24 protein-coding genes and 1 tRNA gene are annotated in these 21,374 nt (G+C 61.6%); 7 read left to right on the top strand and 18 right to left on the bottom strand.

All coding sequences use genetic code 11. The features are described from left to right. Positions 1-5 precede the first annotated feature (5 nt). Genes O9281_RS14170 through ftsE form a run of 5 tightly spaced genes read right to left on the bottom strand, consistent with a single transcriptional unit; the run spans position 6 to position 4,167 of the window. Positions 6-1,259 carry an NRAMP family divalent metal transporter gene (locus O9281_RS14170; protein ID WP_298187146.1) on the bottom strand — a complete coding sequence of 418 codons (1,254 nt, stop codon included), beginning with the start codon at positions 1,257-1,259 and terminating at the stop codon, positions 6-8. Next, positions 1,256-1,948 carry a 1-acyl-sn-glycerol-3-phosphate acyltransferase gene (locus O9281_RS14165; protein ID WP_298187145.1) on the bottom strand — a complete coding sequence of 231 codons (693 nt, stop codon included), beginning with the start codon at positions 1,946-1,948 and terminating at the stop codon, positions 1,256-1,258. Before O9281_RS14165 ends, O9281_RS14170 begins: the two co-directional genes overlap by 4 nt. 2 nt (positions 1,949-1,950) lie before the next feature. Continuing rightward, on the bottom strand, positions 1,951-2,484 hold the full coding sequence (locus tag O9281_RS14160) for a YdcF family protein (RefSeq protein ID WP_298187144.1): 534 nt from the start codon (positions 2,482-2,484) through the stop codon (positions 1,951-1,953). A gap of 10 nt (positions 2,485-2,494) precedes the next feature. Continuing rightward, positions 2,495-3,436 carry a cell division protein gene (locus tag O9281_RS14155; protein WP_298187142.1) on the bottom strand — a complete coding sequence of 314 codons (942 nt, stop codon included), beginning with the start codon at positions 3,434-3,436 and terminating at the stop codon, positions 2,495-2,497. Further along, entirely contained in the window at positions 3,436-4,167 is a 732-nt protein-coding gene (ftsE, locus tag O9281_RS14150) for a cell division ATP-binding protein FtsE (RefSeq protein ID WP_298187140.1), read from the bottom strand. Before ftsE ends, O9281_RS14155 begins: the two co-directional genes overlap by 1 nt. A gap of 143 nt (positions 4,168-4,310) precedes the next feature. Here ftsE and O9281_RS14145 point away from each other — a divergent pair, with 143 nt between their 5' ends. Further along, positions 4,311-5,195, top strand: a complete 885-nt coding sequence (locus O9281_RS14145) for a zinc-ribbon domain-containing protein (RefSeq protein ID WP_366521477.1) — start codon at positions 4,311-4,313, stop codon at positions 5,193-5,195. A 9-nt stretch (positions 5,196-5,204) separates the two neighbouring features. Here the strand turns inward: O9281_RS14145 and O9281_RS14140 are convergent, their stop codons facing one another. Beyond that, complete coding sequence (locus tag O9281_RS14140; protein WP_298187138.1) at positions 5,205-5,438, bottom strand: hypothetical protein; 234 nt, start codon at positions 5,436-5,438, stop codon at positions 5,205-5,207. Between the two features lie 189 nt (positions 5,439-5,627). On the opposite strand from O9281_RS14140, the gene O9281_RS14135 reads away from it, so the two are divergent. After that, a tRNA-Leu gene (locus tag O9281_RS14135) sits at positions 5,628-5,714 on the top strand. A 201-nt stretch (positions 5,715-5,915) separates the two neighbouring features. Here O9281_RS14135 and O9281_RS14130 read toward each other — a convergent pair. The 3 genes from O9281_RS14130 to O9281_RS14120 are packed head-to-tail and all read right to left on the bottom strand — an operon-like array spanning position 5,916 to position 8,307. After that, on the bottom strand, positions 5,916-7,553 hold the full coding sequence (locus O9281_RS14130; RefSeq protein WP_298187137.1) for a recombinase family protein: 1,638 nt from the start codon (positions 7,551-7,553) through the stop codon (positions 5,916-5,918). Beyond that, on the bottom strand, positions 7,550-7,987 hold the full coding sequence (locus O9281_RS14125) for a DUF2924 domain-containing protein (RefSeq protein WP_298187136.1): 438 nt from the start codon (positions 7,985-7,987) through the stop codon (positions 7,550-7,552). The genes O9281_RS14130 and O9281_RS14125 overlap by 4 nt, the downstream gene beginning before the upstream one ends. Then, positions 7,987-8,307 carry a DUF3489 domain-containing protein gene (locus tag O9281_RS14120; RefSeq protein WP_298187135.1) on the bottom strand — a complete coding sequence of 107 codons (321 nt, stop codon included), beginning with the start codon at positions 8,305-8,307 and terminating at the stop codon, positions 7,987-7,989. The genes O9281_RS14125 and O9281_RS14120 overlap by 1 nt, the downstream gene beginning before the upstream one ends. Before the next feature lie 419 nt (positions 8,308-8,726). On the opposite strand from O9281_RS14120, the gene O9281_RS14115 reads away from it, so the two are divergent. Continuing rightward, the gene (locus O9281_RS14115; RefSeq protein ID WP_100868475.1) at positions 8,727-9,860 is read left to right on the top strand and encodes a trypsin-like peptidase domain-containing protein; all 1,134 of its coding nucleotides are present in this window, start codon (positions 8,727-8,729) and stop codon (positions 9,858-9,860) included. A gap of 51 nt (positions 9,861-9,911) precedes the next feature. Here O9281_RS14115 and O9281_RS14110 read toward each other — a convergent pair whose 3' ends face one another. From O9281_RS14110 to groES, 5 genes are all read right to left on the bottom strand, one after another. Then, positions 9,912-10,412 carry an Hsp20/alpha crystallin family protein gene (locus tag O9281_RS14110; protein WP_298187127.1) on the bottom strand — a complete coding sequence of 167 codons (501 nt, stop codon included), beginning with the start codon at positions 10,410-10,412 and terminating at the stop codon, positions 9,912-9,914. A gap of 100 nt (positions 10,413-10,512) precedes the next feature. Beyond that, on the bottom strand, positions 10,513-11,022 hold the full coding sequence (locus tag O9281_RS14105) for an Hsp20 family protein (RefSeq protein ID WP_298187125.1): 510 nt from the start codon (positions 11,020-11,022) through the stop codon (positions 10,513-10,515). A 219-nt stretch (positions 11,023-11,241) separates the two neighbouring features. Then, the gene (locus tag O9281_RS14100; protein ID WP_039337623.1) at positions 11,242-11,433 is read right to left on the bottom strand and encodes a DUF465 domain-containing protein; all 192 of its coding nucleotides are present in this window, start codon (positions 11,431-11,433) and stop codon (positions 11,242-11,244) included. A 157-nt stretch (positions 11,434-11,590) separates the two neighbouring features. After that, on the bottom strand, positions 11,591-13,210 hold the full coding sequence (groL, locus tag O9281_RS14095; RefSeq protein WP_039337605.1) for a chaperonin GroEL: 1,620 nt from the start codon (positions 13,208-13,210) through the stop codon (positions 11,591-11,593). A gap of 53 nt (positions 13,211-13,263) precedes the next feature. Next, on the bottom strand, positions 13,264-13,578 hold the full coding sequence (groES, locus tag O9281_RS14090) for a co-chaperone GroES (RefSeq protein ID WP_188822545.1): 315 nt from the start codon (positions 13,576-13,578) through the stop codon (positions 13,264-13,266). A 263-nt stretch (positions 13,579-13,841) separates the two neighbouring features. Here groES and O9281_RS14085 point away from each other — a divergent pair, with 263 nt between their 5' ends. Both O9281_RS14085 and O9281_RS14080 read left to right on the top strand, forming a co-directional pair. After that, positions 13,842-14,075, top strand: a complete 234-nt coding sequence (locus O9281_RS14085; protein ID WP_100868480.1) for a hypothetical protein — start codon at positions 13,842-13,844, stop codon at positions 14,073-14,075. After that, the gene (locus O9281_RS14080; RefSeq protein WP_100868481.1) at positions 14,072-14,341 is read left to right on the top strand and encodes an usg protein; all 270 of its coding nucleotides are present in this window, start codon (positions 14,072-14,074) and stop codon (positions 14,339-14,341) included. The genes O9281_RS14085 and O9281_RS14080 overlap by 4 nt, the downstream gene beginning before the upstream one ends. A gap of 332 nt (positions 14,342-14,673) precedes the next feature. Here the strand turns inward: O9281_RS14080 and O9281_RS14075 are convergent, their stop codons facing one another. Continuing rightward, positions 14,674-16,251, bottom strand: a complete 1,578-nt coding sequence (locus O9281_RS14075; RefSeq protein WP_298187106.1) for an MFS transporter — start codon at positions 16,249-16,251, stop codon at positions 14,674-14,676. Between the two features lie 478 nt (positions 16,252-16,729). On the opposite strand from O9281_RS14075, the gene O9281_RS14070 reads away from it, so the two are divergent. Together O9281_RS14070 and O9281_RS14065 are read left to right on the top strand one after the other, a co-directional pair. Then, positions 16,730-18,559: an arylsulfatase gene (locus O9281_RS14070; RefSeq protein ID WP_298187103.1), complete on the top strand. Its 1,830-nt coding sequence runs from the start codon at positions 16,730-16,732 to the stop codon at positions 18,557-18,559. A 110-nt stretch (positions 18,560-18,669) separates the two neighbouring features. After that, positions 18,670-18,924: a hypothetical protein gene (locus O9281_RS14065; RefSeq protein WP_298187101.1), complete on the top strand. Its 255-nt coding sequence runs from the start codon at positions 18,670-18,672 to the stop codon at positions 18,922-18,924. 82 nt (positions 18,925-19,006) lie between these two features. Here O9281_RS14065 and O9281_RS14060 read toward each other — a convergent pair whose 3' ends face one another. Genes O9281_RS14060 through O9281_RS14050 form a run of 3 tightly spaced genes read right to left on the bottom strand, consistent with a single transcriptional unit; the run spans position 19,007 to position 21,357 of the window. Next, positions 19,007-19,615 carry a TetR/AcrR family transcriptional regulator gene (locus tag O9281_RS14060; RefSeq protein WP_298187099.1) on the bottom strand — a complete coding sequence of 203 codons (609 nt, stop codon included), beginning with the start codon at positions 19,613-19,615 and terminating at the stop codon, positions 19,007-19,009. 2 nt (positions 19,616-19,617) lie between these two features. After that, a complete protein-coding gene (locus tag O9281_RS14055; protein ID WP_298187096.1) occupies positions 19,618-20,484 on the bottom strand; it encodes a type 1 glutamine amidotransferase domain-containing protein in 867 nt (288 codons plus the stop codon). A 30-nt stretch (positions 20,485-20,514) separates the two neighbouring features. After that, positions 20,515-21,357 carry a metal-dependent hydrolase gene (locus tag O9281_RS14050; RefSeq protein WP_298187094.1) on the bottom strand — a complete coding sequence of 281 codons (843 nt, stop codon included), beginning with the start codon at positions 21,355-21,357 and terminating at the stop codon, positions 20,515-20,517. Positions 21,358-21,374: the final 17 nt, after the last annotated feature.

Raw genomic sequence — 21,374 nt, 5'->3', positions numbered from 1 at the left:
TGGGGCTAGGCCAGCAGGAACACCCCGGCGATCACCCACATCACCGCCGTTGCGAGCCAACCGAATGCCCGCAGGCGCGGGGCCAGCACCAGCTTGCCCATCACCTTCGGATTGGTGGCGATCAGCATCGTCACCACCATCAGCGGCGGCGCCAGCAGGCCGTTGACCACGGCCGCCCAGTACAGCGCCTTCATCGGATCGATACCGATGAAGTTGAGCGCGATACCGCCCGCCGTGGCCAGCACGATTACGCTGTAAAAGGCCTTGGCTTCGCGCGGCTTGCGATCCAGGCCCTCGGTCCAGCCAAAGGCCTCGCTCACCGCATAGGCGGCGCTGCCGGCCAGCACCGGCACGGCCAGCAGCCCGGTGCCGATGATCCCCACCGCGAACAGGACAAAAGCCAGGTCACCGGCGATCGGCCGCAGTGCTTCGGCCGCCTGGGCCGCGCTGCCGATTTCCCTGATACCGTTGGCGTGCAGCGTGGCGGCCGTCGCAATCACGATGCACAAGGCCACGACGTGGGAAAAACCCATGCCAACCAGCGTGTCCAGCCGGATCCGGCGCAGTTCCGGCCCGGCGGTGCGCGGGCTGATGTGGAGCGGCTTGATATGGCGGCGGTGCTGCTCCTCCACCTCTTGCCCGGCCTGCCAGAAAAACAGGTAAGGGCTGATCGTGGTGCCGAAGATCGCCACCAGCGCCATGGCGTGATCACGGTCAAAGGTGAATTGCGGAACCAGCAGGCCGTGCAGCATTTCGCCGACCGGCACATCGGCCACCAGCACCACGCCGACATAGGCGAACAGCGACAAGGTCGCCCACTTCAGGATCCGGGCATAGCTGTTGTAGCTCAGGAACACTTCCAGCAGCACGCTGATGATACCGAAGGCTACGGTATAGGCCAGCACTGGCCCAGGCACGATCAGCGCCAGAACGGCCCCCATCGCTCCCAGGTCAGCCCCCAGGTTGATCACGTTGGCCACCAGCAGCAGGATCACCACCAGCCGTAGCAATGCGGGCGGATAGTGGCGGCGCAGGTTCTGGGCGATGCCACGCCCGGTCGTGGCCCCGATCCGCGCGCAGATCGCCTGGATCGCCGCGAGCAGGGGGAAGCCGAAAATCAGCGTCCAGCCCATGCCATAGCCGAACTGCGCGCCGACCTGGCTATAGGTGCCTACGCCCGAGGGATCGTCGTCCGCCGCCCCCGTTACCAGCCCCGGTCCCAGCACCTCGAGCGGCGAGCGCGGTTCGGGGGCGGTCACGCGGCAGGCTCGTTCAGGGCGTTGATCGCATCCTGGACCCGGGCCTCGATTTCCTCGCGCGGCAGACCGGGCGGGATCGTCTCGCCGATCCTGAAGGTGACCGTACCCGAACGCTTCCACCAGCGGTGATAGAGCAGGCCGCTGTTGGCCGCGACGGGCACGACTGGCAGGCCCAGCAGCTTGTAGAGCCCGGCAAAACCGGCCTGCAGTTCGCCGCGCTGGCCGTGGCGAATCCGCGTTCCTTCGGGAAAGATCACCAGCGGGCGCCCGGCTGCGCTGTAATCGCGCGCCGCGGCCAGCATGGCGCGCAACGCCGCCGCCCCCTGGTCACGCCGCACCGCAATCAGGCCATAACGCTGCCCGATCCGGCCCCAGACCGGGATCCGCATCAGTTCGGCCTTGGCGAAAACCGCCGGGCGATCGAAAAAGCCGGGCATGTCGATCGCTTCGTAGAAGGATTCATGCTTCATCGCGATCAGCACCGGGCCGGTGGGCATTTCACCCTCCACGATCAGCCGGATCCCCAGCAGGTAATGGGCGCAGGCCCGGTGGTAGCGGGCCCAGCCCCGAACCACCCGCTCGAAGGCGGCGTACTGGCGCAGCGCCAGCAGCAGCGCGCCCAGCAGGATATAGCCTACGCTGCCCACGTAAAACGCCGGATAGAACAACAGGCTGCGCAGAATGGCCATGATCAGTTCCCGCTCACCGCGCCCAGCACGGCCCGCGCCAGCAACTTGTTGTATTCACGCAGCAGGGTGCCAAGGCTCGGCTGGCTGGGGACAGCATCGGCAATGATCGTCACGCCAGCCGGCGCGGTCCGGCTCAGTTCCATCCGTGCACGGCGCATATGCCAGTCATTCGTCACCAGTCGCACCACCTTGACCTTCTCGCGCGCCAGCCATTGCGCCGTTTCCACCGCATTGGACCGTGTGTCGACCGCCTGGTAGCCCAGGGTGATGCAGCAGGCCATCCGGGATGCCCGCACCCGGTAGCCGCGCGCGAACTCGTGCGGCTTTACGTCGCGATCGACGCCCGAGACCAGCAGCCGACGCGACCAGCCGCGCGACAAGACTTCCAGCCCGCGCTCGATCCGCCCGGTGCCGCCGGTCAGCACGACCACGGCGTCACTCGGCTCGTCAGCGGCCGGCTGCGGCAAGGTCATGGCAAACCAGGCAAAGCCCAGCACCCAGCCCAATACCACGAACGCGATCAGCCGACGGAACATCTGCCCTGCCCTACAGCATTTCGCGCAGCGCGCGCAGCACGGTGAGCCGGGCCGTGATCATGGCGAGGGCAACCCCCGCCAGCGGCACCAGCGCCAGCAGGACCCAGTCGATCCAGCCAAGGGCTCCGCCGCTGACCAGCCCCGCGCCAAGCCCGGCAAATTGCCGCCCCAGCAGCAGCACCGCGATCAACCCCAGCCCCAGCCCGATCGTGCCGCCGCCTGCGGCATCAAAGCCGACCGAACGCTGGAACACCCGCGCAATCTGGTGGTCGGTCCCGCCCAGCAGGTGGACGATCTCGATCGTATCGCGATTGGCCCCGAGCGCATTGCGCACCGCCAGCAGGACCGAGGCCGCCAGCGCCGCCGCCAGCATCCCGACCAGCGCGAAGCTGAGCAGCCGCAACGAATCGATCGTCGCAAAAACCGGCCCCAACCAGGTCGATTGCGCATCGACCCGCGCTGCGGGAGCCACCTCGCGCACCAGCCGACGCAGCGCGCCGAGCGTTTCACCGGTCACCGGATCGCGCATCCGTACGTCGATCAGGGCGGGCACGGGAATGTCCTGCTGGACGCCCGACAGCCCGCTCAGCCAGGGTTCGATCAGCCGCTCGACCTCGTCCTCGGACACGATCGTCGCTGCCTCGACCCGGGGCGTGCGATTCAGCCGGGCCACCGCCGCCTCGGCCTGTTGCAGGCGGGTGGTGGGATTGGCTTCGACGATCTGGATCGTCACCCCGCCGCTCAGCTCATCGGCGGCGTTACCGGCAATATTGCTGAGGGCGAGCCCAGCGGCAGTGGCCACCACCGTCAGCGCCACCATGATCGCGATCACCCAGGGCATCGGCCCGGCCAGCCGCGCCTTCGGCACCAGTTCGGCCTCGCTCATGCCCGACAGCGTGCGCAGCCCGCGCGCCAGCGAGCCGCCGAATACCGGAGGCAGCCGCAGCGCCATCAGCCCCGCCCTGCGGTGCTGGGGCGCGGCGGATAGCGCAGCGCGCCGGTCGGGTCGGACAGGCGGCCCTTTTCAAGCCGCATGATCAGCGAATCCGGCACTTTCTTCAGCAAGTGGATATCGTGCGTGGCAACCACCACGGTCGTGCCGAGCCGGTTCAGCGCCTCGAACAGGCGCAAGAGCTTGATCGCCATTTCCGGGTCGACGTTGCCGGTCGGCTCGTCGGCAACCAGCATGTCGGGCCGCCCGATCACCGCGCGAGCAATGGCGACGCGCTGCTGTTCCCCGCCCGAAAGCGTGGCTGGGCGGGCATGCATCCGGTCAGCCAGGCCAACCCATTCCAGCATGTCGGTGACCGGCTTCTGCAGCTCGCGCTCGGCCACCCCGGCCACCCGCAGCGGCAGGGCGACATTGTCGAAGGCCGAGAGATGCTGGACCAGGCGGAAGTCCTGGAACACCACCCCTAGCCGCCGCCGCAACGCGGGCAGGCGCTCGCGCGGCAGGGTGATCGCATCGGCCCCGAACATGCGGATCATCCCGCGCGAGGGCCGCTGTGCCAGGTACAGCAGCTTGAGCAGCGAGGTCTTGCCCGCCCCGCTCGCCCCAGTGAGGAAGTAGAAACTGCCGGGATAGAGCGTGAAGGAAACGTCGCTCAGCACCTCGCGATCGGTGCCGTAACGCAGGCCGACATTATCGAACTGCACGATTTCCCCGGCATGTTCGCCCGTCATGGCTGGTATCCCAAGGTCATCGAAGGGCGGTCAATCCGGCAAGAGTGGAGCGAACCGGGCGGCTATAGCGACCAATCCATGTGGAAAAAAGGGCAATGCGGCGCGGCTTTCCCCGGGGGCTGCTTGCCGGGGGGCGGCGCGCCATGCATTACGGGGGAACGATGATCATCGCCTGCCCCGCCTGCGCCACGCGCTATGTCGTGCCGGACAATGCCATCGGCACCGATGGCCGCACCGTACGCTGCGCCAAGTGCAAGCACAGCTGGTTCCAGGAAGGCCCGGAACTTGCCCTCCGTCCTGCCCCCGCACCGGCCGAACCGACCCCTGCGCCGGAACCCGCACCTCCGCCCGCTCCGCCTCCCCCGCCCCCCGCTGCGGAAGCCCTCGCTCACGAAGCGATCGGTCGTGCGCCGCCAACGCTGGCTGAGGACGACGAGGCTGATCGCGCGGCCGATGCCGGTCTGCCGCCCCCGCCGCCGCTGCGCGAGAGCGAACCCGAACCACCGGTACCGGTTCCCCCCGTCTATGCCGATCCGGCCTATGGCGATTACGACGATGGCGAGCATTCGCGGTTCGCGCACGAACCGCTGCTCGCCCCGCGCCGCAATCCCGCGCGGATGTGGACCCTGGCCGCTGCGCTGTTTGCAGTGATCTCGGTCGCCGCGATCGGGGCGACGGCCTGGTATGGCCTGCCGAACTGGATGCCCTTCGCCAAGCCGACCTTTGCCGAGGACCAGCCCGGCCTGAAGCTTGATTTCCCGGTCCGGCAGCAGGATCGGCACCAGCTGCCCAACGGCACCTGGTTCTTTGGCGCCAATGGCTCGATCACCAATGTCTCGCCAGAGCCCCGCTCTGTGCCGTCGGTGCTGATCGTGCTGCGCGATTCGCGCGGCCGGATCGTTCACAGCGCCGAAGCCCGCCCCCCCAAGCGCGTCCTCGCGCCTGGTGAAACAGTCGAAATTCGCGAGGCGCTGGTTCCCGTTCCCAAATCAGGTGTTCGGGCCGAATTCGGCTGGAAACCGAACTAGGCCGCTCGCTTATTCGAATTCAACCAAGGTCTGCCCGGCCGGGTTGCGTCGCACCTGCCGCCGGGGCTCGTCCGCGCGGAAATCGGCTGTCGCCCGTGCGGCGGGCAGAATCTCGACCACGGCCCGCGCCACCACCTGAACCCCGCCGCGCGGTTCCCCCCGGGCCGGCGCATCCTGCACCGGCAGCGCCGCCCCGGACTGGACGGTGGCAGCAGCAAGCAGAAGGGCGGCAGCGGCGAACATCGGCCAAGGTAAACGCCGCGTTTACCAAGCCCGCAACCGCGCTTTCGCGGCCGTCCCGCACCGGTACAACCTGCCGCGCCGGCCCTAACGGTTTCCGCGCTTGCACCCCCCCATCCCCTTTGCTAATGGCGCGCTCCTACCCCCCCCGGGCAGCCTCCGATCCCAACGATCCGGCCGCCCGTTGATTTAGCGGTCGTGGCGGAATTGGTAGACGCGCAACGTTGAGGTCGTTGTGGGCGAAAGCCCGTGGAAGTTCGAGTCTTCTCGACCGCACCAATCAGTCTTTCGAGGTAACGGATTTTCGCCTGCGGGCACCCTGCGCCTGCTGAGTGGCGCAGTTCCGCGGGGTTTGGCGGCTCATCAAAATCAGAGTGAAGCCAGAGACTCTGGGCTGGCCAGCCGCCGAGGCTAAAAATATGCCGGATTCTCTGCCCCGAAGAACCCGGCTTCACCTCGATTTGCTGGATTGATTTGCGCTCAGGCCGCGAACCCGAACTGCCGTTCCTGCTCGGCCCAGTCGATCGGCATGTCGCAGATCAGCAGGGCGCGGCGCGTCAGCCCCTTGGGCTGAGTTCCATCAGCGATGGCATCGACGATTCTCGGGCTCATCCACGAGAGCCGCAGCAGCCGGGTCAACTGCGTTCGGCACCGCCCTTCCCGCTTTGCCAATTGGGCAGGACTGAGTTCCGGCGATGCAAGCACCAGACGCTGAGCAGCCATGGCATCAGCCATCAGGGCCAGCAGGTCGCTTGAGGTGCTGGTGGTATTGCCACTGGCATCGATCCGCAGCCTGGCTTCGCGGAATGGTCGCCGCGTCGGGAGAGGCAGGGTCCAGGTCCATTTGGCGTCTGCCTCGACGCTAAGTGCGCCTGGCTTCAGGGTGATCTCCATGCAGTCCGCTTGAATACTAATGGCAGCAACGAGCGAGCGCAGCGCCGTCTCGACCTTGCCAATCTCACGCAGGTCGACCGCGAGAAGGTGGGCGGTAGCAAACATCGTCCGCAGCGTTCCGGCTTCCTCGATGCCAGACAAGCGCCGCAGGGCATGCTCATCCCCGAGCAGCTCTTCAAGATGACCTATGAGATGCTGCTCGAGCTGGCCGCGCTGGAACCGGATACCGGGCGGATCACCTGGCCGGGCCAGGTCCTTGCGGGTCTCGTAGTAGGCGTACCGCTTGACCTTGCTCGAGCCGTAGGTTGGCACCATCGGACGGCCGTGCGGGTCAGTGATGAGACCGCGCAGCATGGCTTGCTGCGGCTCATTGGTTGATCGCTTCCTCGGCGGCGCCTTCGCTGCGAGGTGCGATTGCACTTGGTTCCATAAGACCTCGTCGACGATGGCCTCGTGCTCGCCATCGTAGACCTTGCCCTTGTGGACGATCTTGCCGCGGTAAACTGGGTTCTTAAGAAGATGGAACAAGCTGCCGCGCGCAAACGGAATACCGCCGCGATGCGGACCGCTGACCCGCTGCTGGACCTTGGTGACTACACCCTCGGCGCGCAGGATCTCGATCAGTCGGGGGACGTTTCGGACCTCCAGGTAGCGGCGCATGATGATGCGCACCCGCTCGGCTTCTTCGGGGACCGGGATCAGCTTCCGGTCGATAACCTGGTAGCCGAGCGGCACCGGCCCACCCATCCAGATGCCCTTCTTCTTGGAGGCTGCAATCTTGTCACGGATCCGCTCACCAGTGACCTCACGCTCGAACTGGGCGAAGGACAGGAGGACGTTTAGCGTCAGCCGGCCCATGCTCGTGGTGGTGTTGAACGCCTGGGTGACGGAGACGAAACTCGCTTGCCTCGCATCGAGCCGTTCGACGATCTTGGCGAAGTCCGCGAGACTGCGGGTCAGTCGGTCGACCTTGTAGACGACGATCACATCGATCTGGCCGGCATCGATCTCTGCCATCAGGGCCTTGAGGCCAGGCCGCTCCATGTTGCCACCTGAGTAGCCGCCATCGTCGTAGCGCCCCGGGACCAGGCTCCAGCCCTCGTGCCGCTGGCTGAGGATGTATGCCTCGCAGGCCTCGCGCTGAGCATCGAGGCTGTTGAACTCCTGCTCCAGTCCGTCCTCGGTCGACTTGCGGGTATAGACCGCGCAGCGCAGCGGCTTCACGGTTTCTTCTTCCGCTCGGCCAGGCCGAAGAACAGCGGGCCGTTCCACTGGTTGCCAGTGATGGCCTTGGCAATCGCCGTGAGCGACTTCCAGTGCTTGCCATCGTACTCGAAGCCATCATCAAGCACCGTCACTGTGTGGCCTTCCCCGCGCCAGTCCCGCACGAGCCTGGTGCCTGGGGTCAGCTTGCGAGGCATGGGCTTCTTCTCGGCGCCCTCCCCCGCCCGCACTGCGACCTGTCGCAGCAGCGATCGAGTCGAGCGGCTGATGCCGCCCGATTTCTGTTCCTGCAGCTTGTAGCCAACTCCAAGCCGCAGCAGTTCGGCCGATAGGTTGGGCGCCGGCGCACCAAAGCGGCGCGCCCACTCATGCTTGAGCTCCTCAGGCGGCAGTTCCGCCAGCCGCCCGAGGGTGAGGTAAGGCTTGCGGCCCATCAGTCGCAGGCCAGCGGGGCTGCCAGTCGGTAGCTGGTCTTGTCGTCCTCGCGCTTTGAACGCTCCAGCGTCCGGCCCTTCTTGCGCTGGCCGGTGAGGAAGGCACGGCAAGTATGCGCCTGCCAGCCGGTTGCTGCGCAGAGCTCATCGAGTGTTGCGCCATCTCCGCGCTGGAGCATGAGCTCGACCTTGGCAGCCTTGGTCTTGGGTTTGGGCGCCTCGATCAGGAGGTAATCTTCAGCAGCTTTGGCAGGCTGGGGCTCTCGGGCCATCTTGCGCGGGCGCTTGGCAGCAGGCTTTTGCTCATTGGCTTCAATCATGGGCGGTTCTCCTTGGCGGAGCAGCGCTCTTCGCCGCTCCCACCACCCAAGGCCCTGCCAGTCGCGCTGGTCAGGGCAGCGGCCGATCAACTCAGCCGCGATTCACTGACAGCACCAATGCTTGGAAGGCGAACGAAGTCCAATGGAATGTCCGCTTTGTTGGACACTCCGGAACGGCAGGTCTTAGGGCGCAGTTTGCGTATAGCTGCCCTTCGTCGCGGCCATGTCCGATGGCAGCCACGCGCCCCATGTCGGACGTTCAGGCTCTCCCAAACGATGCCTGAAAGCGGACAGGCAGCTTTGCCCTGGTTATGCGCACCGCCAATGTCCGATTATGGTTGGTTTGCCGACATTCTTGTCGATCGAATAATGACGAGGCATTGCGTTGATCCTGGCACAACCGGCGCTATTTATCCGTGATGAGACAAACGTTGACGAAGCCAATGTCAAATTCGCGTCCGTGGATAGTGGTTTTGATCATAATGAACGCCCTGCTTCTAGCTGCAACAGCATCGTTACTCTTCAGCCAATTGGGTCCGGTGGCCGAGCCACGCATGGTCACTCCGCGCGGAGACCTTGGCGCAGATGAACGCGCCACTATCGACCTGTTCCGCAATGCCCGAGAGTCCGTTGTCTTCATATCGACACGGCAGCGAGTTGCCGATTTCTGGACACGTAATGTCTACAGCGTGCCGCGCGGATCTGGCTCCGGTCTCGTATGGGATGGAGCCGGCCATATTGTGACCAATTTCCATGTCATCGAGGGTGCATCCGAAGCACAAATACAGCTTGCCGACGGTCGCCAGTTTTCCGCCACTCTGGTCGGTGTGAGCCCACAACACGATCTTGCTGTCCTAAAAATTGGCGGTGCAGGCTTCACTGCGCCTGCCCGGGTGCCCATAGGCACGAGCAGCGACCTGCAGGTCGGACAGAATGTCTTCGCGATCGGAAATCCGTTCGGCCTGGACTGGACCTTGACCAAGGGCATTGTCTCGGCACTGGATCGTTCGCTGCCGAACGAAAACGGCCCCGACATTCGGCACCTGATCCAGACCGATGCCGCAATCAATCCGGGAAATTCGGGTGGCCCGCTACTCGACTCCGCTGGCCGACTAATCGGGATCAATACCGCGATATACAGTCCCTCCGGGGCATCGGCAGGAATCGGCTTTGCTGTGCCGGTCGACACGGTGATGCGCGTTGTGCCGCAGCTCATTTCCGAGGGGCGCTATACGCGGCCCAGCCTTGGCCTCGAAAGCGACGACGATATCAACGACCGGCTCAAGCGCGCTTCAGGGATCGAGGGTGTTTTTGTCCTGCGGGTCGATCCCGGGTCGGTAGCCGAGCGCGCCGGTCTGGTCGCAGCGCAGCGCACAAGGCGCGGCGTGGCTCCCGGGGACATCGTTACCGCTATGAACGGCAAACCTGTTTCGCGGGTCGGCGACCTGCTCGCCCGCCTTGACGACTTTCGGGTCGGGCAAAGCGTTGAACTGACGTTGATGCGCGGCGGCGAGGTGCGAACGGTCAGGCTCGAACTCGAACCGGGAAGTTGATGCACAAAGAAGGGCCGGTCCCATGGGCAGGACCGGCCCTCTTGGCTGCCATTAACTGGCGTTGATCGGGATCGTCTTGCGGCCTTTTGCCGCTTCTGAGGTACGCGGAATTCTAACGGTCAGAACACCGTTGCGGAAAGCGGCCTCGACCTTGCCTTCGTCAATCTGCGAGGGAAGACCGATGCGGCGCTCGAAGCGGCCGTAGCTGCGTTCGGAATAGCCGCGTTCCTCGTCGCTGGTCTCGGACTTCTTCTCACCCCGGATCACCAGTTGATGATCGTCTAGGCTGATTTCGATGTCTTTTTCCTCCATGCCCGGCAGTTCGGCCATGACACGGATTTCCTTGTCGTTCTCCGACAACTCCACACGCGGCCAGCCAATGCTGCGTCCGATGGACGGCAGCGAGGGCATGGAAAACCCGCGAAACATATCGTCGAACAAGCGATTGATATCCCGGTGAAGCGACATCACCGGATGATCGACCCGCTCCTCCTGCCGGGGAACGATGTCCTGGCCCTGGATCTTCCAGGGAATGAGATCGCGAATAGCCATCTCGACATTCCTCCTTTCATCCGACTGGTTGGGGCACAGCCCATCAAGCGAGGCAGGTGCGCACACCCACCCCGCCGAGCATTTGCCCGATTATTGCGGCTTAGGCCGCCTTGTCTTCGGTCAGCTGCGGCGTGTCGTCGTTGACATGCTCGCGGCTTCCGATGGAGATCTTGCGCGGCTTGAGCGATTCCGGGACGATCCGCTGGAGCGAGATCGTCAACATGCCGTGTTCATAGCTGGCCTCGCGCACCTCGACATAATCGGCTAGCTGGAACCGGCGCTCGAACGCGCGGGCCGCGATACCGCGATGCACGAACTCGACACCTTCCTCGTCCTTTTCGGTCTTCTGACCAGTGATAACGAGCTGGTTTTGCTGTGCGGTGATGTCGATCTCGTCCGGACGGAATCCGGCCACCGCAAGGGTGATCCGGTAGCTGTCTTCGCCGGTGCGAACGATGTCGAACGGCGGATAGCTGTCCTGCGACTCGGCGCGGAAGCTGTTTTCGAGCGCATCGAACAGGCGATCAAAGCCGACGGTCGAGCGGCGATAGGGGGTCAAATCAAATGCAGTTCTCATTTCCAAATCCTCCTTGTTGAGCAATCTGGGCATGAGAGACGCCGGGAACCAAGAGCCGACGCCCTCTGTCCAGCCGGACCCATTATGGCATCCGGCACTGATAGAATTAGAAGCCGCTCAATCGGTTTCAAGATTTCCCGAAAAAGTTTTTTCAATCGTTCTTTCAGTATCTTGCAAACAAGGACCAGGCGCACCGACACAGGCACGCCTGGTCCTCTTCCAGGAGAAAAAATGAGTAAGCCCAGCCCCTTTTTACGCGGTCAGCCGATCGGGACTCGGGCGAGTGCCAGCCCAGGATTGCATCTGGTCCTTGAGCGCCAGTTTCAACTTCTTAAGGCGGGCAATCAAAACTTCGTCAGGCCGGGGTCGTTTGCTTTCCTGCCGGATTTTATCCTCCAGCCGTGCATGTTCGCGTGAAAGATACTCCAGATACCTGTCGGCCATAGACTCCTCCTCTCTCATTCGACCGATTGATCCGTTAAGCCCCGTTCAGAACCTGCCCGGTGTCAGGCCGCGTGAGCAGGTGCCGAACTGGCATTGCTAACTGCCTGGTGTTCGCGGATTGGAGAGCGCGGTACGATACAGCGCTCTCCTCTCGCGATTAGAAGTCCATCGCCGGCATCGGGGCAGGCGCGTTGTCCTTAGGCAGTTCCGCCACCAATGCCTCGGTGGTGATCAGCAGCGAGGCGACTGAAGCTGCATCCTGCAGCGCCGTGCGAACGACCTTCGCCGGATCGATTACGCCCGACTTCACCAGGTCTTCGTATTCGCCGGTCGCGGCGTTGAAGCCGTGGTTGTAATCGTCACCTTCGAGCAGCTTGCCAACGATATAGGCACCGTCCTCGCCCGCATTTTCGGCGATCTGGCGAGCCGGTGCGCGCAGCGCGCGGCGCACGATGTCGATACCCGACTGCTGGTCGTCATTGGCGGCCTTGAGCCCTTCGAGCGACTTGAGCGCACGCAGCAGGGCGATACCGCCACCCGGCAGGATGCCTTCCTCGACAGCGGCACGGGTCGCGTGCAGCGCATCGTCGACGCGGTCCTTGCGCTCCTTGACCTCGACCTCGGTGGCACCACCGACACGGATGACGGCGACGCCGCCAGCCAGCTTCGCCACGCGTTCCTGCAGCTTTTCGCGGTCGTAGTCGCTGGTCGTGGTCTCGATCTGGGCACGGATCTGGCTGACCCGGGCGTCGATGTCGGCCTTGTTGCCGGCACCATCGACGATGGTAGTGTTGTCCTTGTCGATGATGACCTTCTTGGCCCGGCCGAGCATGCCGATCGTGACGTTCTCGAGCTTCGTACCAAGTTCCTCGCTGACCACATTACCGGCGGTAAGGATGGCAATATCCTCCAGCATGGCTTTGCGGCGATCGCCGAAGCCGGGTGCCTTGACGGCCGCGACCTTCAGGCCACCGCGCAACTTGTTGACCACAAGGGTAGCAAGGGCTTCGCCTTCGACGTCCTCCGCGATGATCAGCAACGGCTTGCCCGACTGCACGACCTGTTCGAGCAGCGGGATCAGCGCCTGCAGGTTCGACAGCTTCTTCTCGTGAATGAGGATGTACGGATCCTCGAGTTCCACCTTCAGCTTTTCGGCATTGGTCACGAAATAGGGCGAGAGGTAGCCGCGGTCGAACTGCATGCCCTCGACCGTTTCGAGCTCTGTCTCGAGGCTCTTGGCTTCCTCGACCGTGATCACGCCTTCATTGCCGACCTTCTCCATCGCTTCGGCAAGGATGCGGCCGACGGTTTCGTCGCCATTGGCGGAAATGGTTGCGACCTGCGCGATCTCGCTGTTGGCCGACACCTTCTTAGCATGGCTTTCGAGGTCCTTGACCACGGTGCCGACGGCGAGGTCGATACCGCGCTTCAGGTCCATCGGGTTCATGCCGGCAGCAACCGCCTTGGCACCTTCGCGCACGATGGCTTGGGCCAGAACGGTGGCGGTGGTCGTGCCGTCACCCGCCTTGTCGTTCTGCTTGCTGGCGACTTCGCGCAGCATCTGCGCGCCCATGTTTTCGAACTTGTCCTTGAGTTCGATTTCCTTGGCAACGGTGACGCCATCCTTGGTGATGCGGGGAGCGCCGAAGCTCTTCTCGATCACCACGTTGCGCCCCTTGGGGCCGAGAGTTACCTTGACCGCATTTGCAAGCGTATCCACGCCGCGCAGCATGCGATCACGCGCGTCAGACGCAAACTTTACTTCCTTCGCAGCCATTTTGGCCTGCTCCTTTCTCTTCTTTCGATTGAACTGAAGATTGGGTTGATTGCTTACGCCGCCTTCTTGAGTTCGGCGGTGGTTTCGATGATGCCGAGAATGTCGCTCTCCTTCATGATGAGCAGGTCCTCGCCATCAATCCGCACTTCGGTGCCGGACCACTTGCCGAACAGGACGCGGTCGCCTGCCTTGACGGCGGGTTCCACCAGCTTCCCGGAATCGTCACGCGCACCAGGGCCCACGGCGACGACTTCGCCTTCCATCGGCTTTTCCTTGGCGGTGTCGGGGATGATAATGCCGCCGGCCGTCTTTTCTTCGGCCTCGATGCGGCGAACCAGCACGCGATCGTGCAAAGGTCGGAAATGCATGCATAACCTCCATTACAAAGCGAAATGACTTACAGCGCCTCCCCCGGATGATCGGCAGGAGGCAGTGCGCGATCTAGTTTTGCTGAAAACGGCTTCAAGAGGTCCAAACCAAATTTTTTGGCACTCCCCGATTGCGACTGCCAATGGGCACTTTCCGTACGCCTTATCAGGGTCTTGACGGTCTGAAATGGACTCACAAAATATGGTGAGCGGAGCAATCCGCAGTGAGTGATCAGCGGCAAGGCAGAAAGGAGGATGTTCCTATGTCGCAACCATTCGCGCGCTACCTGCATCCGTTCGATGTAGCGCATCATCCCTCGCTTGAGCCCGAAGTGAAGCGAGCCATCCTGGCTTCCTGGGCGTCCGATCGGCATGCCGTCGAAAATCATCCTGCAATGCGCCAGCCTCCCGAACTCAAAGCTCCGGTTTCCGTTGACGATGTATTCGCGGCACTGCGCTCGCTCGACGGCCCAGACAGCCAGCCCACACTGCAATGACCGACCGCGCTTTCCTGGTTCAGCTGGAAGGATACGGGCTGACCACGGCAGAAATCTGCTATTTCATGCCGGATTACCCCTCGCTCCTGCAGATTTATGCCTGGCAGGAATACGATGCAGCACCGGATTTTCCGGTGCTGTTCGATTTCCTCGCGCATTGGCGGCGCGAGATCGAGGCGGAGATAAGGTCAGTCCGAATCGCCCATGAGAAAATGATCCGGCCAGCGAGCTGGCGTTCGGCGGACGGCGTGATCTCGTGGGAGTAGCAGAGCCGGGTGATTGAGCTTGCAGGCCCGTATTCATGCTAATGGAAACGAACTGCTGACTAGTAAATTCTAGAAACCTTCGCCCACTTGAGAGGCTGCTTTCCCATTTTCTCGCACTGAAAGCTGCCAGTCGGTTTCCGGCCCAGGAGCCGTCAAATCGTGCCGCTCGGAATGATGTCCGGTTTCGAGCTCGGACTGAAGCGACATGAACGTCGGCTATGTTCGCGAAAGCAGATGTTGGTTTCGCAACGACATCAATATTGGCTTCGTTGAATTCTCAATCCCGAAGCGGACTGACTGAACCAGGCAACATTACAAACGCTTCCGTTCTTTTAGGGCGCAGGGCTGGCGACCATGTCGCGTTGGAGTGTACGACCCGCAAGAAGGTAATGCAGTGCAGCCCAACCATAGCCGCAAATGAAGATGACTATGGACCACTGCAAACCGCGCGCTTCTGCGCTGGAACAGGCGAGATGGGCTTTTAGTTCCGGACCACCGAGAAGCAACTTTGCTTCGGGGGCAAGCGAAAGCAGTGGCTTGCACGCATCCAGCGTCAGCCCGAGTCCTTGCCCGTTCAGAAACGCGGTCTTCAAGGAAGTTGAGAGGATCCCGATCAGCGGGGGGCCAAGGCCATACCCTAGCAAATTTACCACAAACAGTGTGACCGCGACCGATGTTGCCCGCATCCTGCTGTCGACTACCCCTCCCGACACCGCATACATTGGCCCCAAATAAAAATAGTGGATCATCGCGGCGATCATCAGAGCAGGCATCGCCAGCCATAGATTGTCGACCAGGAAGCCAAACGCGTAAAGCGGGACGGATGCGGCCATTCCCAATGCGGGCAACCATGAAAGTGCATTAGGGTGCCGCTTCGATATCCTGTCGGCCAGCCAGCCGGAGGTGAACACTCCAATCGCAGCCATTACACCCAGGACAATCCCGTAGAGCATGGAAGCATCCTGGATCGAAAGGCCGTGTGTCCGGATAAAGAATGATGGGGTGAACTGCGCAACCCCGTAGCCAACGAAAGAAGCAAGCATCGCGCCGATCATGACGTGTACGTAGGCCGGCTTTTTGCTCAGCACCCGGAGGGCCTCTTGAAAACTTGCACTCTCCAACCCTTGGAGCGCGGCTGGATCGGTATAACCGCGCGGCGGCTCTTTGACGCTTCGCCATACAATCAGTGACAGCAGCAAGCCAGGGAGACCAACAACGACAAAAGCAACGCGCCAACCTTCGACATGCGACCAATCCAGATTACCGAACAGGATCCCCATGTTCATCGAATTGACCCAAGCACCGAACGCTGCACCGTCCAGACCAGCAATCTGTCCGCCAAAAACTGACGCCAACATGCTGCCGAGCGGAACGCCCAGTGCGTAGATCGACATTGCCGTGGCGCGCCGTGATGGCCTGAAGTAATCCGCGATAAGCGACTGAGCCGGAGGAGTGCACCCGGCCTCACCAATGCTCACACCGATCCGGAAGAGAAAAAGCATAAGGAATGACATCGCAAACCCGCAAAGCGCCGTGAACAGGCTCCAGATCGCGATGGCCGACGCTATGATAAGCACGCGATTATGCCGCTCTGCACTCCTCGCCACGGGAATACCAATGAAGGTATAAAGCGCGGCGAAGGCAGGTCCGCCGAGCAACCCCATTTGCCAGTCTTCAAGGCCAAAACTAAGCTTGATTGGCTCCGTCAGGATATTGATGATCGTTCGGTCAACGAAATTAAAGATATAGACGACGAGAAGCGTACCGAGGACATAGGCTCGATAGCCTGGCGACCCGTATCCTTCAGATCCACGAACAGCGTTCGTCAGTTCAGGCGCGCTCGTTTCGGCCATCAACTTCTCCATGAGGCTGCGGCCAGAGTGATGCCGGCTGCCGGTCGCTTTGGACATCGCAACACTTCTTCATGATTGAAGCACCGTGTGAATTGCACTGCCCAAAGTCTTGGTGGCACTCATTCCTCCATACTTCGTGGCATGCAGGGAGCCAGCCGCCGTCAATGCCGTCAAGAACGATATCACAGACACTATGGAGCACCCCGGCGATGCAGCAAATTCTGCTTAGACATAGACTCATTCTGCAGGGGAATGAGGGTCGTTATTGCCGTTGTGCCGAATGACGGCCTATTGTTGCCTCGTGAAAACGATTGTCTGAGCGCGCAGGCAGTTTGATTAACTGAGAGTCGTGCGTGAAGCTTGGGCCTTCGGACGCATACTCGTCGCGCCTTTCGAGTATTTTGTTTCGTTATGACAAAGAGTTGAAGAGGCGAAATCTGTGAATCCCAGACCCATCAGAATGCGATTTTTCAAAGCTGAGGGATGCTCATATATTTTTTCGCCAATCGTGTGAATTTGCTCCGGACGCAATGTGATGATGATGCAGAGCCGCAATTCGAGGCCCTTGTGGAAGGCGGCTATCACCACCGCACTGGTTTCGTTGTCATCACTGTCCCTCAGCATCCCCGGCGCATTGGCGCAAACCAGGAAGCAGCCGAACATAATCGTCCTGATGGCCGATGACTGGGGCTTTACCGATGTGGGGGCCTTCGGTGGCGAGATGGCGACGCCGAATCTGGATGCTCTCGCAGCCTTAGGAGTACGCTTCTCCAATTTCCACGCGGCCGGCAGTTGCTCTCCTACTCGCGCAATGCTGCAAACAGGGGTGAGCAGCCATCGTGCTGGGATTGGCAACCTGCTGGAAACCACTCCCCCAGAGCATCTCGGAAGGCCGGGCTACGGGGGCGAATTGAACAATCGCGTTGCGACGATTGCCGAGCTGCTGCGCGGTGCCGGCTACCGGACCTATTTCACAGGCAAATGGCATTTGGGGCACACAAGGACCAGCCTGCCTGGCGCACGCGGTTATGATCGGTCCCTGGCGCTGTCGCAGACGGGTGCCGACAACTTTGAAAACAAGCCCAACCTGTTGCTCTACGACCGCGCGGATTGGACCGAAGATGGCAAACCGGCACAGCTGCCAAAGCGGTTTTATTCCTCTACGCTGATTGTCGACAAAGCGGTGGCCTATATCGACAGTGGTCGTTCCAGCGGAAAGCCATTCTTCGCCTCCATCAACTTCCTCGCCAATCACATTCCAGTTCAGGCGGAGGACGCTGATATAGCGGCCTATCGTGGTCGCTATGAAGCGGGGTGGACGGCACTACGCGAACAGCGTCGGCAAGGAGCTATCGCCCGCGGCATCATGCCGGGGGATGTGCAGATGGTAGAGATGTCGACGACTACCAACTGGTCATCGCTTTCGCCCGCTGAGCGCAACCAGCGAGCAGGGGCGATGGCAGTCTATGGCGCAATGGCGACCGCCATGGACCGCGAAATCGGACGGCTGATCGCGCATCTCAAGGCGACGGGTGAGTATGACAATACCGTCTTCGTGTTCCTGTCAGACAACGGCCCTGAACCGTCCGATCCGATGGCGATGGGGGCCCTTTCCCGGTTCAACGTCAAGATGCGTTATGATCAAAGCCTCGGGCAACAGGGTAGACCCGGTTCGCTGACAGTCATCGGTGCCGGTTTTGCCAGCGCGGCCGCCGCGCCGCTTCGGGGATACAAATTCACCGCGAGCGAAGGCGGCCTGCGCGTTCCGTTGATCGTCGCCTGGCCGGGAAATCCAGCGTTCCAGCGTGGAGCCGTGGCGCCGGGATTCGCCCACGTCACCGACATTGCACCGACCTTGCTGGCGATGGCAGGGACTCAGGTGCCCACCGGCCATTTCGAAGGACGCACGGTAGAGCCGATGCGAGGTGAGAGTCTGTTTCCGGTGCTGACCGGAGAGGCGCCGACGGTGCATGATCAGGACCAGCCGCTGGGATACGAGCTTGCGGGAAATTCTGCCCTGTTCAAGGGCGAATACAAGCTGGTCAAGAACTTGCCGCCCTATGGCGACGGTGCATGGCATCTTTACAATATCGTTCGCGATCCAGGTGAAACGCGCGATCTGGCGGCGATGGAGCCCGATCGTGTTGCCGCCATGCAGGCGGACTACACGGCATATGCCAGAGCCGATGGTGTCCTTCCGATGCCTGTAGGGTACTCGGCACCAGCTCAGATTGCGGCCAATGTTCGGCGTACAGTTCTGATCCCACGGCTGCTGGGGCTGTGGCCAGTCGCAGCCGGGCTCTTTGCGGTAATTGCTGGGCTTATTTGGTGGCGCAGACAGAGACGCCGTATCAATTCAAAGTGACCGCATCAACGGTTTCAATGCGCCAACAATCGGATGATCATTCATGTTATTGTCAGGTGACAAACGGTATCCAAGTTTCTGAATTAATAACACATTTAAAGGATGATCCAATGAAGTTGAATATCGCTATTGCCGCAGCACTGGCAACTATTCCGTTCGCGGCTATGGCTTCAACCGAACAGGAAAAGCAGGTCGAGGCCCGCTTCAAAGCCGCTGACGCCAACCATGACGGCAGGTTGACCAAGGTTGAGGCGCAAGCAGGAATGCCCCGGGTTTACGCCAATTTCGATCGGCTCGATACTGCCAAACGGGGCTACCTGACAATGCAGCAGATCAAGGCTGCGATCGCAGCCGCGTCCAGGTAGTTGCCGGTTGCCAGGCAGGCTCGCGGATCGGGGCCGAGAGTGTTGGGAACAACGCTTCTTGGCCCGGTTCGCCTGCGGCGGTTCAAGCGCGGATATATCCATTCACCAACCGGCAGAGCTCAGCCTCGAATTCCGGATCGTCGAGCACATCCGCGTTCTCGACGATGGCAAGCCGGATTGTGCCGATGATGGCGCGCGTGATCACGAAGGCGGCGGCTGGTGAAAGCGGTCGAACACTGGGGTCGTGCTGCGAGAACTTGGCTACGAGAGCGCTGATTTGATCATGGAGCTCGAAGCCCCGGTCATCGAGGCCAATCGACAGCGCCAGGGCCAATGCGATCAGGCGGCGGCGTTTGCGATTTGCGCGTGCGTAAGCCACGAAAGCCGCGATCGTCGCTTCGATAACGGCATCGCTGGGCAACGCCTCAAAGTCGGCGAGGGTTTGTGTGATGGTTGCAGCAACCGCTTCGCGTTCCTGCCGAAACAGGGTCAGGACGATCGCGTCCTTGTTCGGGAAATACTGATAGACCGAGCCGATCGAAACGCCTGCCCGTTCAGCGATCCTGGCGGTGGTAAGCCCGGCCTCCCCATCATTCTCAAGGATCAGCGCTGCCGCCTCGACGATCGCCTCGACAGTCGCGTCAGAACGCGCCTGCCGGGGCTTCTTTCGCATTTGCGCAGGCTGCTGCATTGTTATCCTGGCTGGCTACTTTCCTGCCCTGCAGGCCGAGGCGTGGCCAGAAGGACCTGCATCATTTTCACGGCCGTCTCCGTGCCGCCGTTCTGATTCTGTCCGGTGACAATCCGGCCATCGACCACAACTTTGTTCGCAAAGAGATCTCGGAACGCCGTGTTGGCCTCAAACACAACGCCTGCAGCTCGAAGATCACGCTCAGGGTGCATGGGCGTGAAAGTGATGCCCAGTTCCTTGATCTGCTTGTCGGTTACGGCAGCAATTCGCCGCCCTTTGATGATCAATTGCCCATCAGCGCCCTTTGCCTGCAGCAAGCCCAAGGGCCCATGGCAAACGCCACCGATGACTGCCCCATTCGTATAGAAGGCTGCCATCTTGCTACCCAAAATCGAAGACTGCCCAAAGTCGTAAGCTGCTCCCCAGCCACCAGCAAGGAAGACGATATCGTACTTGCTTATGTCGATCTGATCGATCTTGTATGAATGGGAGACCTTAGCCTGGAACGCCGCATCGTCGAGGTAACGCTTGTCTGGCGCGGAAGCCACCGGCCAGTTCAGCGATGCGGGTTCGATCGGAATTTGGCCGCCCTTGATGCTCGCCATGTCGACTTCCATTCCGGAGTCGAGGAACGCATAGTAGGGAGCGGTCATCTCCGAGGCGAACACGCCGGTGGGTTTGCCGTTCTCACCAAGTGTCGCTTGGCTGGTTGTGATGATGAGCGCTCGCATTCCGGCGAGATTGATGGCCGGAACATCATAGTGCGGGTGCAAGCCCAGCGATCTGAGAATATGGGGCAGACCAAGGCCGACGATGGCCGCGACAAGGACGAGACCGATCGTCGAAAATTTCAGGATCTTTCGGATCATGGCTGTAAGTCCTTTCCCAGTCTGCCCAGTCTAGTTTGTCGCAGCCAGATCAAACTCAGCCTGCCACTTCGTCATCAGTTCGTGGTTTTCGTGATCCCAGGGATGAAATCCCGGCTTGAACCAGCTCAGCCAGATTTTTCGGCCAGACCCGAAGAGGGCCGGCTTCCGCCAGAGGAATTCGCGCACCGCCTTCTTCGCCCCATTGGGGGAATATCCATCGGCCTCAAGCAGCCACGACGCCCACCGACTGATGTTGCGGCTGAAGAAGAAGGTGATCAGCAACAGTGCGAGCGACCGGCGGAACCAGCGGCGCAAGCCCGACCACTCCTTTGTCGCAACAAGGAATACGTCATAGGCGACAGCCTTGTGCTCGCTCTCTTCCATGGCGTGCCAGCGCCACAGGTCCCTGATCGGCTTTTCGGTCTTGGTGAACAGATCTTCGTGCGCCGCAAAGATGTCTGCCAGCATCGCAGTGAAGTGTTCGAGGCAGATCGTGACAACCAGCATCCGCATTGGTCCGGCCGACCGTGCAAGGCCGATCTGCTCCGCAATTTCCGCCTCGATCCGCTCGACCGGATAGCGCGACCGATCGATCGTGCCATTGAGATTATGGTGCTCGCGCGAGTGAATGGATTCCTGGGCGATGAAGTCCTTCGCCTGCTGGGCCAGACGACCGGAGAGCTTGTGTCGGTAGGCGCGCACGGCATCCATGAACAGGCGCTCTCCAAGCGGAAAAGTCAGCGACATTGCGTTAAACACAGCAGTGCCAACCGGATCTCCACCAAGCCAGTGACCATCCCTCGCAGCGGTAACATCAAAGCGGATGTTCCGGGCAACAACGGCAAGGTTTTCAGGGGTACGAGACACGCTCATCGATTATACTCCAGGGC

This window comes from Novosphingobium sp. (genome assembly GCF_027531025.1).
Lineage (GTDB): Bacteria > Pseudomonadota > Alphaproteobacteria > Sphingomonadales > Sphingomonadaceae > Novosphingobium.
This window is presented reverse-complemented; position numbering and strand designations above follow the sequence as displayed.

Bases quoted from the DNA above. Each gene is read 5' to 3' on its own strand.
- O9281_RS14060 (WP_298187099.1), bottom strand. From the start codon at position 19,615: ATGCAGCAGCCTGCGCAAATGCGAAAGAAGCCCCGGCAGGCGCGTTCT.
- O9281_RS14110 (WP_298187127.1), bottom strand. From the start codon at position 10,412: ATGGCTATTCGCGATCTCATTCCCTGGAAGATCCAGGGCCAGGACATC.
- O9281_RS14145 (WP_366521477.1), top strand. From the start codon at position 4,311: ATGCATTACGGGGGAACGATGATCATCGCCTGCCCCGCCTGCGCCACG.
- O9281_RS14075 (WP_298187106.1), bottom strand. From the start codon at position 16,251: ATGTCCAAAGCGACCGGCAGCCGGCATCACTCTGGCCGCAGCCTCATG.
- O9281_RS14100 (WP_039337623.1), bottom strand. From the start codon at position 11,433: ATGGCCGACAGGTATCTGGAGTATCTTTCACGCGAACATGCACGGCTG.
- O9281_RS14080 (WP_100868481.1), top strand. From the start codon at position 14,072: ATGACCGACCGCGCTTTCCTGGTTCAGCTGGAAGGATACGGGCTGACC.
- O9281_RS14050 (WP_298187094.1), bottom strand. From the start codon at position 21,357: ATGAGCGTGTCTCGTACCCCTGAAAACCTTGCCGTTGTTGCCCGGAAC.
- O9281_RS14140 (WP_298187138.1), bottom strand. From the start codon at position 5,438: ATGTTCGCCGCTGCCGCCCTTCTGCTTGCTGCTGCCACCGTCCAGTCC.
- O9281_RS14065 (WP_298187101.1), top strand. From the start codon at position 18,670: ATGAAGTTGAATATCGCTATTGCCGCAGCACTGGCAACTATTCCGTTC.
- groL (WP_039337605.1), bottom strand. From the start codon at position 13,210: ATGGCTGCGAAGGAAGTAAAGTTTGCGTCTGACGCGCGTGATCGCATG.
- O9281_RS14155 (WP_298187142.1), bottom strand. From the start codon at position 3,436: ATGGCGCTGCGGCTGCCTCCGGTATTCGGCGGCTCGCTGGCGCGCGGG.
- O9281_RS14105 (WP_298187125.1), bottom strand. From the start codon at position 11,022: ATGCCCAGATTGCTCAACAAGGAGGATTTGGAAATGAGAACTGCATTT.
- O9281_RS14160 (WP_298187144.1), bottom strand. From the start codon at position 2,484: ATGTTCCGTCGGCTGATCGCGTTCGTGGTATTGGGCTGGGTGCTGGGC.
- O9281_RS14165 (WP_298187145.1), bottom strand. From the start codon at position 1,948: ATGGCCATTCTGCGCAGCCTGTTGTTCTATCCGGCGTTTTACGTGGGC.
- O9281_RS14115 (WP_100868475.1), top strand. From the start codon at position 8,727: ATGAGACAAACGTTGACGAAGCCAATGTCAAATTCGCGTCCGTGGATA.
- O9281_RS14055 (WP_298187096.1), bottom strand. From the start codon at position 20,484: ATGATCCGAAAGATCCTGAAATTTTCGACGATCGGTCTCGTCCTTGTC.
- O9281_RS14120 (WP_298187135.1), bottom strand. From the start codon at position 8,307: ATGATTGAAGCCAATGAGCAAAAGCCTGCTGCCAAGCGCCCGCGCAAG.
- O9281_RS14125 (WP_298187136.1), bottom strand. From the start codon at position 7,987: ATGGGCCGCAAGCCTTACCTCACCCTCGGGCGGCTGGCGGAACTGCCG.
- ftsE (WP_298187140.1), bottom strand. From the start codon at position 4,167: ATGACGGGCGAACATGCCGGGGAAATCGTGCAGTTCGATAATGTCGGC.
- O9281_RS14070 (WP_298187103.1), top strand. From the start codon at position 16,730: ATGATGATGCAGAGCCGCAATTCGAGGCCCTTGTGGAAGGCGGCTATC.
- O9281_RS14085 (WP_100868480.1), top strand. From the start codon at position 13,842: ATGTCGCAACCATTCGCGCGCTACCTGCATCCGTTCGATGTAGCGCAT.
- groES (WP_188822545.1), bottom strand. From the start codon at position 13,578: ATGCATTTCCGACCTTTGCACGATCGCGTGCTGGTTCGCCGCATCGAG.